The organism is Faecalibacterium prausnitzii (assembly GCF_019967995.1).
GTDB lineage: Bacteria > Bacillota > Clostridia > Oscillospirales > Ruminococcaceae > Faecalibacterium > Faecalibacterium prausnitzii_E.
In genome coordinates this window covers 1,108,129-1,123,004 of record NZ_CP065377.1, presented here as the reverse complement: position 1 = coordinate 1,123,004, position 14,876 = coordinate 1,108,129, and the positions used below count along the sequence as shown (strand labels likewise).

16 protein-coding genes are annotated in these 14,876 nt (G+C 59.3%); 6 read left to right on the top strand and 10 right to left on the bottom strand.

Going from position 1 to position 14,876, the window contains the following annotated elements; genetic code table 11:
* Window positions 1-115 precede the first annotated feature (115 nt).
* The 3 genes from I5P96_RS05545 to I5P96_RS05535 all read right to left on the bottom strand — a co-directional run bounded on the left by I5P96_RS05545 (window position 116) and on the right by I5P96_RS05535 (window position 3,722).
* Window positions 116-1,132 (bottom strand): hypothetical protein, encoded by a 1,017-nt coding sequence (locus I5P96_RS05545; protein ID WP_223383520.1) that lies wholly within the window; start codon window positions 1,130-1,132, stop codon window positions 116-118.
* 152 nt (window positions 1,133-1,284) lie between these two features.
* On the bottom strand, window positions 1,285-2,814 hold the full coding sequence (gene cls, locus I5P96_RS05540; protein ID WP_223383519.1) for a cardiolipin synthase: 1,530 nt from the start codon (window positions 2,812-2,814) through the stop codon (window positions 1,285-1,287).
* A 68-nt stretch (window positions 2,815-2,882) separates the two neighbouring features.
* A complete protein-coding gene (locus I5P96_RS05535; protein ID WP_097793336.1) occupies window positions 2,883-3,722 on the bottom strand; it encodes a DegV family protein in 840 nt (279 codons plus the stop codon).
* Window positions 3,723-3,882: 160 nt separating this feature from the next.
* On the opposite strand from I5P96_RS05535, the gene I5P96_RS05530 reads away from it, so the two are divergent.
* On the top strand, window positions 3,883-4,431 hold the full coding sequence (locus I5P96_RS05530) for a DUF1836 domain-containing protein (protein ID WP_097793335.1): 549 nt from the start codon (window positions 3,883-3,885) through the stop codon (window positions 4,429-4,431).
* Between the two features lie 56 nt (window positions 4,432-4,487).
* Here the strand turns inward: I5P96_RS05530 and prfB are convergent, their stop codons facing one another.
* Window positions 4,488-5,609: a peptide chain release factor 2 gene (gene prfB / locus I5P96_RS05525; RefSeq protein ID WP_097793334.1), complete on the bottom strand. Its 1,122-nt coding sequence runs from the start codon at window positions 5,607-5,609 to the stop codon at window positions 4,488-4,490.
* A gap of 311 nt (window positions 5,610-5,920) precedes the next feature.
* On the opposite strand from prfB, the gene I5P96_RS05520 reads away from it, so the two are divergent.
* Both I5P96_RS05520 and I5P96_RS05515 read left to right on the top strand, forming a co-directional pair.
* Window positions 5,921-6,901, top strand: coding sequence for an RING finger protein (locus I5P96_RS05520; protein ID WP_223383518.1), 981 nt, complete (start codon window positions 5,921-5,923; stop codon window positions 6,899-6,901).
* 41 nt (window positions 6,902-6,942) lie between these two features.
* Window positions 6,943-7,818, top strand: a complete 876-nt coding sequence (locus I5P96_RS05515; RefSeq protein ID WP_223383517.1) for a UTP--glucose-1-phosphate uridylyltransferase — start codon at window positions 6,943-6,945, stop codon at window positions 7,816-7,818.
* 60 nt (window positions 7,819-7,878) lie between these two features.
* On the opposite strand, the gene I5P96_RS05510 is transcribed toward I5P96_RS05515, so the two are convergent.
* The gene (locus I5P96_RS05510; protein WP_207686422.1) at window positions 7,879-8,565 is read right to left on the bottom strand and encodes a rhomboid family intramembrane serine protease; all 687 of its coding nucleotides are present in this window, start codon (window positions 8,563-8,565) and stop codon (window positions 7,879-7,881) included.
* A gap of 271 nt (window positions 8,566-8,836) precedes the next feature.
* On the opposite strand from I5P96_RS05510, the gene holA reads away from it, so the two are divergent.
* Window positions 8,837-9,865: a DNA polymerase III subunit delta gene (gene holA, locus I5P96_RS05505; protein ID WP_223383516.1), complete on the top strand. Its 1,029-nt coding sequence runs from the start codon at window positions 8,837-8,839 to the stop codon at window positions 9,863-9,865.
* Window positions 9,862-10,479, top strand: a complete 618-nt coding sequence (locus tag I5P96_RS05500) for a toprim domain-containing protein (protein WP_097793328.1) — start codon at window positions 9,862-9,864, stop codon at window positions 10,477-10,479. The genes holA and I5P96_RS05500 overlap by 4 nt, the downstream gene beginning before the upstream one ends.
* A gap of 28 nt (window positions 10,480-10,507) precedes the next feature.
* On the opposite strand, the gene I5P96_RS05495 is transcribed toward I5P96_RS05500, so the two are convergent.
* Complete coding sequence (locus I5P96_RS05495) at window positions 10,508-11,194, bottom strand: sigma-70 family RNA polymerase sigma factor (RefSeq protein WP_223383515.1); 687 nt, start codon at window positions 11,192-11,194, stop codon at window positions 10,508-10,510.
* A gap of 183 nt (window positions 11,195-11,377) precedes the next feature.
* Here I5P96_RS05495 and I5P96_RS05490 point away from each other — a divergent pair, with 183 nt between their 5' ends.
* Window positions 11,378-11,785 (top strand): argininosuccinate synthase domain-containing protein, encoded by a 408-nt coding sequence (locus I5P96_RS05490; RefSeq protein WP_317850515.1) that lies wholly within the window; start codon window positions 11,378-11,380, stop codon window positions 11,783-11,785.
* Between the two features lie 133 nt (window positions 11,786-11,918).
* On the opposite strand, the gene I5P96_RS05485 is transcribed toward I5P96_RS05490, so the two are convergent.
* From I5P96_RS05485 to I5P96_RS05470, 4 genes are all read right to left on the bottom strand, one after another.
* Window positions 11,919-12,212 (bottom strand): GNAT family N-acetyltransferase, encoded by a 294-nt coding sequence (locus tag I5P96_RS05485; RefSeq protein WP_223383514.1) that lies wholly within the window; start codon window positions 12,210-12,212, stop codon window positions 11,919-11,921.
* The gene (locus I5P96_RS05480; RefSeq protein WP_118552579.1) at window positions 12,209-13,051 is read right to left on the bottom strand and encodes a class I SAM-dependent methyltransferase; all 843 of its coding nucleotides are present in this window, start codon (window positions 13,049-13,051) and stop codon (window positions 12,209-12,211) included. The genes I5P96_RS05485 and I5P96_RS05480 overlap by 4 nt, the downstream gene beginning before the upstream one ends.
* Before the next feature lie 132 nt (window positions 13,052-13,183).
* Window positions 13,184-13,795, bottom strand: coding sequence for a class I SAM-dependent methyltransferase (locus I5P96_RS05475; protein ID WP_223383731.1), 612 nt, complete (start codon window positions 13,793-13,795; stop codon window positions 13,184-13,186).
* 246 nt (window positions 13,796-14,041) lie between these two features.
* On the bottom strand, window positions 14,042-14,824 hold the full coding sequence (locus tag I5P96_RS05470) for a ZIP family metal transporter (protein ID WP_097774740.1): 783 nt from the start codon (window positions 14,822-14,824) through the stop codon (window positions 14,042-14,044).
* Window positions 14,825-14,876 lie beyond the last annotated feature (52 nt).

Genomic DNA, 14,876 nt, shown 5'->3' with positions numbered 1-14,876 from the left:
ATTTTTCGCACAATGCCGGAATGCGTTCTCTTTCCGGTGTGCTTTCTGTGCGAATCGCGCAAACAAAAAGAGCCTTCCCCTTCCGGAAAAAGCTCTTGTGAAGTGCTTTGCAGCGTTATTTGGTTCGCATCGCGTCCAGCGCAGCCTTTTGGAGGTCGGTCACCGAGATGGTGCACAGCGCCATCAGGTCGGCGTCCGAGCCGTCTGCCGGGATGGCGGCGACCTCCGCACGGGTCTTTCCTTTGAGGTAGCCGCAAAAGCCCTCGCTGTGCTCGTACCACTCCTTATTTAAGGAGGAAGCGCCCCGCATCCCGTAGCGGTCGCCCTGTTCCAGCTTGGTCTCCACCTTGTCCGGCGCAGTGATGCCGCCATCGGACGCCACCGTCAGGGCCGGTTCGGCCATATCTGCCACGGCGCTGGTCACACGGCCCTCAGCGTCCAGCGTCAGGGCCACAAGGCTGATGTCGATCTCTGCGTTGACGTCCCGGTCATCGGTGGCAGTCACATCCGAAGAGGCATTCACCGCCTCCACGCCCAGCGACACCCGGTCGCCTTTGGCCGCGCCCAGCCCCCTGGCATTGGAGCAGGCCTTGACCACCGCATCCCGATAGCGGTCCACCGCGATGGTGCAGTCGGCCAACAGGTCAGCGTCCGTGGGCTTGCCATCGTTATCCAGCTTCAGCAGGGACACCTGCTCCGGCGTCCTGCCGGTCAGGTAGTCCGCGAAGGCATCCGCCTGTTCCGCCCAGCCTTTTTTCAGCGAAGAGGCCTCTGCCAGCGGGTAGTCCACCCCTTTCTGCCGCTTGGTCCGGTAATCCGTGGGCAGGTGCACCGCGCCGGTGCCGTCGGCCCCGATGGTCGTTTCCAGCTCATCCAGCTCCACGTCGGCGATCTTGCCGTCGCCGTCCAGCAGCACTGCCGCAGCCGCCAGCCGGATGCTCCCGGTGCGGTCTTCGTCTTCCGTTTCCATGACGACACCGAGGCCGGTCTTCCAGGCGGCAGTCGTCTGCGAGGCCGCGCCGCTCCCGCTCATGCTTCCAGAGCCGGACGACCCGGCATTCGGTTTCCCGCAGGCAGCCAGCAGCAGGGCTGCTGCCAGCACACAGCCCCAAAGAGCCTTGCTTTTTCTCATAGATACGCTCCCTTTCCCGATGGGTTTGGAAGTAGTATATCCGGCAGGGTCCTTCTTATTCGTCAGTAGTTTTCCCCTCTCCGTCTCGCTTCGCTCGCCAGCTCGCCCTTCGGGGGAGCTGGCAACGCCATCAGGCGTTGACGGAGAGGGTTTTACAGCAGCGGGCTCAGCAGCCGCAGGACGCTGTCCAGCAGGGTGCCCGGCAGAGAAGTCCGGCAGTCGGAAAGCTGCACCTCCCGGCACTGCGGCAGAGTGGCCAGCACATCTTCCCGCAGGGCGATGACCTGACTGTTGCTGTAAAGCAGCGCCCCACACTCAAAGTGCAAAAACAAACTGCGGTAATCCATGTTGATGCTGCCCACCACGGCCAGATGGTCGTCACTGACGTAGCATTTTGCATGGAGGAAGCCGGGGGTGTACTCGTAGATGCGGACGCCCGCCCGGAGGAGCGGCACATAGTAGGACCGGCTCAGCCGGAACACCAGCTTCTTATCCGGGATGCCCGGCAGGACCAGCCGGACATCCACGCCGCGTTTGGCGGCAGTCTTCAGGGCATCCAGCATCTCCTCACCCACAGCAAGATAGGGCGTGTAGAGATACACATACCGCTGCGCCTGGGCCAGGATGTTCAGGTAGACCGTCTCGGCCAGCGGCTCTTCGTCCAGCGGGCTGTCGGTGTAGGGCTGAACGACGCCGTCCGAACTTTCCGGCAGGTGGGTCGGCGCAAAGGGTGCGTAGTCCGTCTCCTGCGGGCGGAAGGCGTTCCAGCAGTTGAGGAAGATGACGGTAAAATTCCAGACCGCCGCCCCTTCCAGCCGGATGGCGGCGTCCTTCCAGTAGCCGAAGCGCTGCTCGGCGTTGATATATTCGTCCGCGAGGTTCACGCCGCCGGTGTAGGCCACATTGCCGTCGATGACCACGATCTTCCGGTGGTCGCGGTGGTTCATCACCAGCGACACCAGCGGCACCACAGGGTTGAACGGGATGCAGCGGATATGGCTGCGCTCCATCCGGATGACGAAGTCGCTGGGCAGGCCCAGCAGACTTCCGAAATCATCGTAGATCAGCCGCACGTCCACGCCCTCGGCGGCTTTCCGCTTGAGGATGGCCTCGATGCCGTCCCACATCGTGCCCGACTTTACAATGAAGAATTCGAGAAAGATAAATTTTTCCGCCCGTTCCAGGTCTTCCAGAAGCCTGGGATACATGGCCTCGCCGCAGGGGAAATAGTGCGCGGCGGTGTGCTTCCACGCCGGGTAGGGGCCGTAGGTCTCCACGTAATGGCTCAGGTTTTTCTCCACGCGGTCCAGCGTGTCGGTCTGGTCCGGCCGGGGCGCAAGATCGGCCGTGTGGGCCTGCTCCACCTTCCGCATCCGGGTGCGGAGCCCCTTAGCCGGAGCCTTGTTGCCAAAGGCCAGATACAGCGCCCCGCCCAGCAGCGGCAGCAGGCCGATGAGGACGATCCAGCCGATCTTATAGGCACTGTTCTCGTCTTTCCGGACGAGGTAGAGCACGATGACGATGCTCAGCGCCTTGAGCAGGCCGTTCAGCCAGACCCGGCCCGTCGTAAAGGCCCAGAACGCCCAGAGCAGCCACAGCACCTGCAATGCCACCAGCACGATGGTGATGGTGGCACGGTTGAGGATGCGGCTGAAAAATTTAACGATCGGCAGTCTGAACACGCTGTACCTCCCCCGCCGCTACGCGGCCCTTTAAGATGGAGTTAGTATAGCGCGGTCCGGGTGATTTTTCAAGCCTCTCCGTCCTCGTATCCGATCAGAAGGCCGCCCAGCTCGGCGTAGTAGCTGCACAGGCCGCCGCACTCCGTCACCACGACTCTGGCCCCCTCAAAGACGGCCTCGATCATGTGCTTCAGGCGCTCGGCAGCGGCAGGGTTGCCGCAGTGGGAGATGTTCACCTTGCCGTTGGTGTAGCCGTGCTCCTTGAGCTCCAGCACGATGCGCTCCAATGCGCCGTGCTCGCCGCGCGTTTTGCAGATCACGTCCAGCTCACCGGCCTCACTGGCCTGCCCGATGACCCGGATGCCCAGCATCCGCGCCACTGCCGCCACAGCGGGCTTCACGCGGCCATTGCGGGCCAGGTTGGCCAGCGATTCCAGCGAGAAGAGCAGATGGGTGTGCTTATGGTAGCGCAGCATCTCTTCACAGACAGCGTCAAACTCCTTGCCGGCAGCCAGCTCATCCCGCAGATGCTCCGCCAGCAGGACCTGCTCCGGGCCGGTGGACAGGCTGTCCAGCACAAAGACCCGCTTACCGGGGTTCTCCTGCTGGTATTCCTCCGCCGCCAGCTGGGCCGCATTGCAGCTGCCCGACAGCGTACCGGTGATGGTGATGGCGTACACCTCATCGGCTCCCTCGTAAGCAGCCAGCCAGTCGCCGACGTTGGGGCAGGAAGTGGAGGTCTTTCCTTTATAGGTGCGCAGGGTCGTGGCCATGCCCACCGCATCCAGCGTGCCGTCATCGTGGTATTCCTCGTGATCGGTGATGATCTTCAGGGGCACACAGGCAAAATCCACGCCATCCAGTGCATACAGGCTTGCGGCAGAATCCACAACGATCCGGGTCTTCATAAGCAGTATCTCCATTCCAGCGGCAAAATCCGCCGCATTTTTCATGTTGTCGAAGCTATGATATCAGTTTTTCAAAAACCTGTCAACAGTTTCCGAGAAATCTTCAAAAAGTTTTCATAAGACGGTTGACCCTGCCTGAAAAATACGCTATACTATCCGCATGAACAATGAATCCAACCGCCGCATAGCGGCCTGCGCCGTGGATTTTGCCCTGCCGCGGTACGCAGAACTGCCTTCTGTCGGGCTGTATCTCGACCAGACCGTCCAGTACGTCAACGGGTATTTTCGTGCATTTCCGGGGGTGGAGCTCACAGCTTCCATGGTGAGCAACTACGTCAAGAAAGGGATCATCGGCCACCCCATCAAGAAAAAATACACCCGTGAGCAGCTGGCCGGCCTGATCTACATCGTCGTCTCCAAAACGGTGCTCTCGATGGAAAACATCGACACCCTCTTCAAAATGCAGCGCCAGCACTACTCTGCCGCGCAGGCCTACGACTATTTCTGCGAGGAAGTGGAAAACTGCCTGCCCTATGTGTTCGGCCTGACCCACACCATCCGGGACTTGGCCGCGGACGCCGGAGAGGAGAAGCTTCTGCTCCGTAGCACCATCATCGCCGCCGTCAACAAGATGTTTCTTGACTGCGCATTTGCCGTCATGCACCAGGAGCAGGCTCTCTGGCCGGACATCCTGGCGGATCTGGCGTAAGACACGCAAGCAAAAAAGCCACGCTTTCGCGTGGCTTTTTTGCTTATTGATAAGATTTAGGTGTCCTGCAATTCCCCGCGGCTGGCGGCCTTGAGGTATGCAAAGATGAAGCCGTCGAGGTCGCCGTCCATGACAGCATCCACGTTGCCGGTCTCGTAGTTGGTGCGATGATCCTTGACCATGGTGTAGGGCATGAAGACGTAGCTGCGGATCTGGTGGCCCCAGGCGATCTCGTTCTGGACGCCCTTGATGTCCTCGATCTTGTCCATGTGCTGCTGCTGGGCGATCTGATACAGCTTCGCCTTCAGCATCTCCATGGCGTAGTCGCGGTTCTGGAACTGGCTGCGCTGGGTCTGGCAGCTGACCACGATGCCGGTGGGCTTGTGGATCAGACGGACAGCCGAAGAGGTCTTGTTGATGTGCTGGCCGCCGGCACCGGAAGAACGGTAGACCTGCATCTCGATGTCTTCGGGGCGGATGTCCACCTGGATGGTGTTGTCCAGCTCCGGCATGACTTCCAGCGAGGCAAAGCTCGTCTGACGGCGGGCGTTGGCGTCAAACGGAGAGACGCGGACCAGGCGGTGCACACCGTTCTCGCTCTTGAGCAGACCGTAGGCGTTGGCCCCCTTGACCATCATCGAAGCACTCTTCAGACCGGCTTCGTCGCCGTCCTGATAGTCCAGCACTTCCACGGTCATGCCGTGGGCAGCGGCCCAGCGGTTGTACATCCGGTAGAGCATCTCAGCCCAGTCCTGCGCCTCGGTGCCGCCGGTACCGGCGTGGAAGGTCAGGATGGCGTTGCTGTGGTCGTACTCGCCGTTCAGCATGGTCATGAGCTGCAGCTCATCCACCGCCTTCTCCACGGTGTTGACTGCCTCTTCGGCTTCGGGGATCAGTTCCGGGTCGTACTCCTCGTCCAGCATTTCCAGCATGGTTTCGGCGTCATCGTACAGGCCCTGCAGCTTTTCAAAGCGGTTCAGCTTGCCGCGCAGGTCGCCCACCTCGTCGAACACCTTCTTGCTCAGCTCAGCGTCATCATAGAAGCCGGGGCGGGACATGGTGTGCTCCAGCTCCTGCACGCGCTTGCGGGAGGCTTCGATGGCGAGGGCCTCTTCCAGGTCCTTCACCGCTGTGCCGTATTCGGCCAGCTTCACTTTCAGTTCTTCAGTCGTGATCATTCTCAATATCCTCTCAAAAATAAGAAGTATCGCCCTTATTTCTCATGGGTCCATCGCGCTTTGCATTCTGGCAAACACAAAAGCCGGTCGCCAGGGGTTCTCCCTGCGGGAGAGCTGGCATCGCGCAGCGATGGCTGAGAGGGCTACAAAAAGATACAGTTTATACACAGATACTTCATTAGTATACCGGGAATCCGTGATAAAGTAAAGAGGAAAAATCACCATCATGCTGGAAATTTGAAGATTTTCACCTTTTCTTTTCTCCGGGATGGGAGTATAATAGCATCAAGTACCATTTATGGGAGGAAGTTATGCCAAAATATTATGGCTGCCCCTGCGAGGGCTGCGGCAAGCCGCTGACGCTGCAGGACGATATCGTCGTCTGCCCCGACTGCGGCGCACCGTACCACCGGGATTGTTATGAAAAACTGGGCCGCTGCATCCACAGCCCGGCTCATGCCGCCGGATACGAATGGAAGTTCCCGTATCAGGAATCCGAGCTGTGCACCTGCCCTGCCTGCGGCGAGCGCACCCTGCGCAGCGAGGACCACTGCCGCTGCTGCGGTGCCGTGCTGCCGCCGGAAGGGGCCGAAGAGCCTGCCGACCGCACGGCCGGCCCCGGCGAGGGCAATTTTGATTATTCCAGCCTGTACCGCCAGTATCAGGAGACCGGCTCCATGCCCCAGGACCCCATGCGGCAGGCCTATGAGGCCGCCTTTGGCAAGGACGAGATGCTGGACGGCATCCCCTGCAAGGACTGGGCCAGCTACATCGGCCCTGCGTCCCCCGCCTACCTGAGCACCTACTGCCGGATGCAGCTGGCGCACAGCAAGATCTCCATGAGTTTTTCGGCACTGCTGTTCGGGCCATTCTATTTCTTTTACCGCAAGGCATGGAAGCCCGCGTTCGGCTTCCTGGCAGCCGAGCTGCTGCTGGCCGTGCCCACCCTGCTGCAGCTGATGCAGCTCACCGGCAGCACCATGGCCCCCGCTCTGAGCGATTCCACGATGGTCCTGCTGGCCCGCCTGTGCTCGGCCCTGAGCTTTTTGCTCATGGTCGTGCGCGGCATGTACGGCAAGTGGCTCTACCGCAAGAGCGCGGCAGACCGCATCCGGAAGATCCGCTCTGAATTCCCGGACGAAGCCCAGCGCAAGGCCGTTCTGGCCGCACAGGGCGGCGTCAGCTTTGCGGCGGTGTTCGGCTGCTTTTTGCTGCTGATGGTCATCGGCAGCGCCAGCACCCTGCTGCTGGGCCCCAATGTGGACGCCCTGCTCAATCTGGTCTACGGCTGATGCACCCAGCCTGCGATAGTTTTGCGAAGGAGTTTTGAATCATGAAAAAAGTCACGAAAGCGGTCATCCCTGCTGCGGGCCTTGGCACCCGTGTGCTGCCCGCCACCAAGGCCATGCCCAAAGGGATGCTGCCCCTTGTGGACAAGCCCGCCATCCAGTATCTGGTGGAAGAGGCCGTCCGTTCCGGCATCACCGACATCCTCATCATTCTGGGCCGCAACCAGAGCATCATCGAAGACCACTTCGACCGCAGCCCGGAGCTGGAAGAGAAGCTGGCCGCACCCGGCAAGGAGAAGATGCTGGAGGAGTGCCTAGGCATCTCCAACCTGGCCAACATCTACTTTGTCCGCCAGAAGCAGACCCTGGGCCTGGGCCACGCCGTGAGCATGGCAAAAGCCTTTACCGGCGACGACCCCTTTGTGGTCATCTATGGCGATGACGTCATCTGGGGAGAAGACCCGGTCTGCGCCCAGCTCATCCGCGCCTACGAGGAGTTCGGCCGTCCGGCCGCAGGCGTCTCCGCTGTGCCCTGGGCCGATGTGAGCCGCTATTGCAGCCTGAAGACCACCCCCATCCACGACAACTACTTCTTCGTGGATGACATGATCGAAAAGCCCAAGAAGGGCCAGGAGTTCAGCAACTACTCCATCCTGGGCCGCGTCCTGCTGACCCCGGAGATCTACGACATCCTTGCCCGCACCAAACCCGGTGCCGGCGGCGAGATCCAGCTGACCGACGCCATGGCCGAGTTCGCCCGCAATTATGGCGGCATGACCGCAGTGGAGTTCACCGGCAAGCACTACGACATGGGCAACAAGCTCAGGATCGCCGAGGCACAGGTGGAGCTGTCGCTCCAGCACCCGGAGATCGGCGAGGCCTTCCGCGCTTATCTGAAAGAATTCTGCAAGACGCTGTAACGCATCTGCACAAAGATCCCCTTCCGCATGGTCCTGCCGCGCGGAAGGGGATCTTTTGCTTTACCGGCTCCTGTGCCGGGAGGTCTTTTCAAATTTCAGGCCCGGCTTTGCCCCGGACGCCTTGCGGCGTTTTTGGGGGCGCAGGGCGTAGAAGTAGCCGAACCCCGTGCCGCAGATGCCGCCCACGATGTGCATGAAGTTGGCGACATTGTCATGCACGAAGACGATATCGTACACCTGCTGGCCCAGATACAGCGCCGCCACCAGCAGCATCGTGACCGGGATGCCGCCCGAAAAACCGGACAGCGACGCCAGCATGATGAGCATGAACACGATGCCGGAAGCGCCCAGCAGGGCCGTGCGGGGGAAGAGCGCGCATTGCAGCACACCGGACACCAGCGCCGTAAAGACGATGCCCTCCAGCAGCGGGATGCTGCCGTATTTTTCCTCCATCGGCGGGCCGATGACGAGGAGCAGGAGCATATTGTTCAGGAAATGATCCCAGCTGGCATGGCCCAGCACATGGCCGAACAGCCGGACATAGAACAGCGGGTCTTTGAACGAGGAGCGGTAGACGCAGAACAGGTGCATGGTCGTCCAGCCGTTCGTCCACTGGCCCAGAAAGAGCACCAGGAGCGACAGCAGAAAAAAGGTGAGGATCACCGGAGAGTTGTATTGCAGCTGCAACGTAAATTTAGCACGTTTCGTAATGGCTTCATCCTTTCGCGGCCCGCGGAGGCCGGGCATTTTTTACTTCCGGCAGGGTCGGCCCCCTGCATTTCCGTTCGTTTCCTCTTTGCCGAACATTTGGGAAAAGCGTTTTCAGTATATCATGTTTTTCCGTTCCCGAAAAGCCCCGTCCCGGCATTTTTTACGTCCGGGCAGGCAGCATTTTTTGCCCGGCCCCTGTGCACTGCGCATTGACAACGCCCCGCAACTCCGCTACACTATGGGTATCGAATATCCTGGCATCTGCGGGGCAGAAGATCCCCCGCAAGAACGAAAGAAGGTCTCCCCTTTGGCAACGGAAGCAAAGCTCCGGCAGCTGGCAGAAAGCGGCTGCCCGGTCTACTATTTTTATTCCAGCGAGCGGTATCTGGTGCGGCAGGCCGTGGCGGCTGCCGTGCGGCTGCTCTCGGCCGACAGCGACGAAGAAACCACCGTACTGGACGGTGCCGCCCCGGAGCTGGAACAGCTCATCATGGCGGCGGGCACCATCTCATTTTTCGGCACCCGGCGCGTGGTGGTCCTGCCTGAACTGGACCCCGCCGCCTACAGCGACAAAGACCTGGATGCGCTGTGTGAAACGCTTTCCAGCCTCGAAAATGCCGTCGTCGTGCTGGGCAGTGTGTTTCCTTTGGAGCGCGGCAAACTCAAGACCGGCAAGCGGGCGCAGAAGCTCACCGCTGCCTGCAAAAAGCTCGGCTATGCCGAAGAGCTGGCCAAACCCAAGCCCTATGAACTCAAGGTGATGATGATCGAGCGGGCCAAAGCGCAGGGTGCTACCCTGCCCGAAGGCGCCGCCACTGCTCTGCTGGAGCGCTGCGGCGAAGACCCCTTCCTGCTGGAAAACGAGGTGGACAAACTCTGCGCCCTCTCCGGCTACCAGACCGTCACTGCGGCCATGGTGGCTGAGATGGGCACCGTGAGCCTGGAGGCCGATGTCTTCGAGATGACCCGGATGATCACGGCCAAAAACGCCACCGGGGCCTGCAAAAAATTACAGGCTCTGCTCCGGCTGCAGCAGGAGCCCATCGCCATCACAGCGGCACTCATCGGCAGCTATGTGGACCTCTACCGGGTCAAGCTGGGCAGCGCCAGACGCAAGAGCTACAGCACCGTTTTCAAGGAGTTCGGCTACAAGGGCAGCGATTACCGGCTCAAGCGCTCGGCCGAGACCGCCAGCCACTACACCCTCGGCCAGCTGGAAGCCTGCTTGCAGGTCCTGCTGGATCTGGACAGATCATTGAAAAGCCAGCCCGTAGACGCGGAGGTACTGCTGGAAGCAGCTCTCTGCCGTCTGGCGCTGGCGGGGAGCGGACGATGAGCGAACGAGAACTTCTCCACACCGACCGGGTGCTGGTGGTGGAAGGCAAATACGATGCGGCTCGCCTTTCCCACCTGACGGACGCGCTGATCCTTCTGACCGACGGATTCGGCATTTATAAGGATAAAAAGCGCCAGCAGCTGTTCAAGGCGCTGGCAAAGAAAAACGGACTCATCCTGTTCACGGATTCGGACGCCGCCGGGTTCCGCATCCGCACCTACATCACCAATCTGGTGGGGGCCGAACACGTGGTGCAGGCCTACGTGCCCGCCATCCACGGCAAGGAAAAGCGGAAGCCGCAGCCCGGCAAAGAGGGTCTGCTCGGCGTGGAGGGCGTGGACGACGCCATCGTGCTGCAGGCGCTTAAGGATGCCCTCGGTGCCGAGGCTGGCGCAGCTGCCCCCCGCCCGGAGGGCCGGGCCATCACCTATGCCGACCTCTACGACTGGGGGCTCTCCGGCACACCGGGCAGCGCCGAGCGGAAATATGCGCTGCTCAACGCCCTGGGCCTGCCGCCCCGCCTCTCGAAAAAGGAACTGGTGGAGGCGCTGAACCGCCTGTACCGGTTCGAGGAACTGGATGCGTTCCAGGCGGCGTTTTTTGCTTCGGTGTGAAAGCACTCCGCGATGAAGGTCAAAATTTTTACCGGCATCCGCCCCACCCTTCCCGCAGCAGTTCCAGTGCGTGGGTCTCCAGGCGGGAAACATAGCTCCGGCTGATCTGCAGCAGCTTTGCGGTCTCCAGCTGGGTCAGCGGCGGTTGACCGGCCAGGCCATACCGCAGCAGGATCAGCTTCCGTTCCCGCGCCGGAAGCCCTTCGATGAGCTGCCGCAGCCGCCGGGCCTCGTCCTGCTGCTCACAGCTGTCCTCCATGCAGAAGCCGTCCTGCAGCACGTCCGAGAGGGTCAGCGCCGTGTCGTCCTTGCCCGCCTCCAGCGTTTCCTGCAACGACACGGTGGTCCCGCTTTTCCGCTCCCTCCGGAAGTGCATCCGAAGTTCATTTTCAATGCAGCGGCTCGCATAGGTCGAGAACCGTGCCTTCCGGGTAGAGTCGAAGGTATCCACCGCCTTCATCAGGCCGATGGTCCCGATGGAGATCAGGTCTTCCTGGTCGCTGGGCTGGGCGTAGTATTTTTTCGCCACATGCACCACCAGCCGCAAATTGTGCCGGATGAGCGTTTCCCGCGCCGTGGGGTCGCCCGCCCGCAGGGCCGCAAAGGTCTCGACCTCTTCCCGCGCGCTCAGGGGCTTGGGGAAGCTCCCCGCTTCCAGATGCAGCGCCAGCACCAGAAATTTCGTGGCAAAAAATTGCAGCAGAGTCAACAGCATACAACGCACCTCCCAAACTATGGTCCTCCTACACTGTATGAGCGGGGACAAACGGTTCAGAAGTTGTCTGCATGCTGCACTTTCCTGTATCCTGTTCTTGCTGCAATCTGATTCATTACAGTTTCAGCTTACAACAAAAAATGAGATAGGCCCCCTTTTTCTTCTGCTCCCTCTGTGTAACACATCATTGACAAACCTACAACCCCCGGCGGCACCATCCTGTACAAAGCCCACGACGTGCTGGAAACTCTGACGCTGGACAAGCTCACCGCCCACAAGAAGCGTGAGCTGGCCATCACCTTTGGCGAACTGGTGTATGATGGCCAGTGGTTCAGCCCGCTGCGCAAAGCTCTGAGTGCCTTTGTCACCGCCACACAGGAGCATGTCACCGGCAAGGTGCGTCTGGAACTGTACAAGGGCAACCTCATCAATGCAGGGGTCTGGTCGCCGTACTCTCTGTATCGTGAGGACATCGCTACCTTTGCCGCAGGCGGCGACTACAAGCAGAGCGATGCCACCGGTTTCATCAGCATCTATGGTCTGCCCACCAAGGTGCAGGCTATCGTAAACAGCGAAAAAGAAGGGGAATGAAGTGGTTTACTCTGCGAATCAAAAAGGGAGTTCCGTCACGGACGAAGGTCCGGGCAGAACTCCCTTTGGTTTTATCGTATGCACCAGCGGATAACCAGTTTCGTTTCTTCTTTCTTCATTGCGCCGCCTCTCCTCACACTATTCCGTTTGCTTTGGTCGGCTCCGGGTACTTAATCAGATCATACAGCTTGCCATATGTGCCAAGATCGTGTGTTCCGGCAAGTTTCATACCCAGATGCACATATTTGTCGCACTTGCTTTTTGCATCTGTTTCCAGGATCACCGGCACGCCCAGCCGGTCGCCCTCGGCAAAGGCAAGGTCCAGCACCTTTCGCATATAGCCCTGTCCCTGATACTGCTCCCGCACACAGACAAGCCCAACGAAAATATAGGGTTTCTTTTCCTTGTCCATCCCTGCGTATTTCATTGTCTGTCTCCAAATCCGATCTTCACGATCTGCATTTTCATTCCGTTGTCTCCAACCTTTGCAAGAAAACGGAAAAATCCGCTGACGGACGGGTCTTTCAAATCGTTGTAGCCCAGCATATAGCCCCTGCTGGATACCCGCAGACGGCTGTCCCATGGAGAAAACTCGCTTTTCGCATCCGAAACCGCGAAATATGCTCCCACATCTTTGATTTTCGCCGTCCTGAGCCACGTTTTGGCGATCATCTTCACCGCCGTGCGGTTGGCGGCATCGAACACCAGCACCCCGCCGGGAAAAGCATCTGCCATCCCCTGCACCAGATCCCGGACCTGCCGGGTCAGGAAGTAATAGAACACCCCGGAGGCAAAAAGCACCGCCCCGCCGGAGGCATCAATCTTGTCAAACCATGCGGGGTCTTTCAGGTCGCAGGGGATGTTTTGCTCCCGCTCCCCGGCGGGCAGCAGCTGCTGCCGCAAGGCGATAACATCCGGGAAGTCCAGATTGTAGATCTTGCATCTGCCGTTGTCGCAGGCTCTGCCGGTGTTATCCAGCCCACAGCCCAAATTGACCACCGCCGCGCTGGGATGGGTTTTCAGATAATTCCGTACCTCCCACGCAAGGTCATTCTGCCGCATGGCGACCTCCAGCGCACCAAAGCGCTGCATCAGGCTGCGGGAGTTTTCCTCTGCCTCTGAAAAGTCGTAGTCAATCTGGTCGATCAGATGCACCGCTGTTTCGTCCCGATAAAGGTTTGGATACAGCTCTGTGCACAGCTTCCGGGAATACAGTGGGAGGATCAGCGTCTCCTGTACAGTGTTTTTCTCAATTTTGTATTTCATAGGTTCCTCTCTCAGTAAAGAAAAATAGTCATCATTGCCGACAGCACCGCCGCTATGACTGCCATGCCTACCGTACGATAGGCACTGCGGATCGCTTCTTTTCGTCCTATGCTTCGTCCTCCTTACACTGTTTCACCGCTTTTGCGCCGTAACGCAAAGCCAGCCCTTTTTATTTTTGTGGCTTTGGATCTGACAGAATCCTGCTTGTTCCAGATACTCTTTCAATGCAGTATCCGTATAGATGGTCATCCCATTGATAATTTGTGTCCATTTGTCGTCTTTTGTCGTTTCACCGTTTGCTTCGTTACAGATGAAAAAGATTCCGCCGGGCTTCAGCACTCGATAAATCTCTCTGAAATTCTGCGCAAGCTCCGGCCAGAAATAGACCGTTTCAAAGGCGGTCACCACATCAAACTGCTCCGCTTCAAACGGCAGTTCTGCCACACTTGCCTGCTGCACGTTGCATCGTCCTGCCGCAATGGCACCCGCATTGACCTTACGCGCTTTTTCTACGCTGACAGCCGAATAGTCGATGCCCTGCACTTTGCCTTTTGGGCACAGCTTCAACAGCGTTTTGATGTTCGCCCCGCCGCCGCAGCCGCAGTCCAGCACCATGGCATTCGGGGCAGGCTGTAAAAAGCGCAGCCCCCACGCCGCCATTGCGCTGTGGCCAAAGTTCATCATAGCAACCATGATCTTCCCGCCAAAGCCTACGGGCTTTCGGGTGTTTTCAAAAAAGGACATAATGCCACCCTCTTTCTGTTTACCGTTCACAATGCAATGCTTTTTACCAGATGCGCCCACTGCACCGGATGACAGGCCAGCAATTCCTCGTGCCGAAAGTTAGGTAAAGCTAACTTTTTGTTCTATAAAAAGCCGCATCTCAGCGGCCCTTCTGCCAAAATAATACGCCCTGCTGTTGTCGCTGTCAAGAAGTTCAGGCATTTTCGGAGATTCCGAAATAGATTTCGTTTTCAAGACCCCCAACCGTCACCCCAGTGCCACATCCAGCACCATCATCACGCTGAAGCCTACCGCAAAAAACACGGTGCCAACGTTGGAGTGCTGCCCCTGCGACATTTCCGGGATCAGTTCCTCCACCACAACATACAGCATGGCTCCGGCGGCAAAGCTGAGCAGATAGGGCAATGCGGGCACCACGATGCCTGCCGCCAGAATCGTCAGCACTGCCCCGATGGGCTCTACGATACCGGACAGCACGCCGCCCCAGAACGCCCGGCCTTTTTTCATTCCTTCCGCCCGCAGGGGCATGGAGATGATGGCACCCTCCGGGAAGTTCTGGATGGCAATGCCAAGGGAAAGTGCCAGCGCCCCGGCGGCAGTGATCTGAGCCGTTCCGGCAAGATACCCGGCGTAGACCACGCCCACTGCCATGCCCTCCGGGATGTTGTGCAGCGTCACCGCCAGAACCATCATGGTGGTGCGCTGGAGCTGGCTTTTTGGCCCTTCGGCCTGCAAGCTGTTCTGGTGCAGATGCGGGATGAGATGATCCAGCAGCAGCAAAAACAGGATGCCCAGCCAGAAACCCACCGCCGCCGGGAAAAATGCCAGCCTGCCCAGATCCGCAGCCTGCTCCATAGCCGGGATCAGCAAGCTCCATACCGATGCCGCCACCATCACTCCGGCGGCAAAGCCGGTGAGGGCGCGCTGGATGCCGTCGCTCAGGGACTTTTTCAAAAAGAATACACAGCCTGCCCCAAGGCTTGTGCCCAGAAAGGGGATCAAAATCCCCCAGAATGCGTCTTGTATCATGTCGTACCTCCTTGTGGTTAAATACAGCTAACCGCATAAAAAGTATACTGCG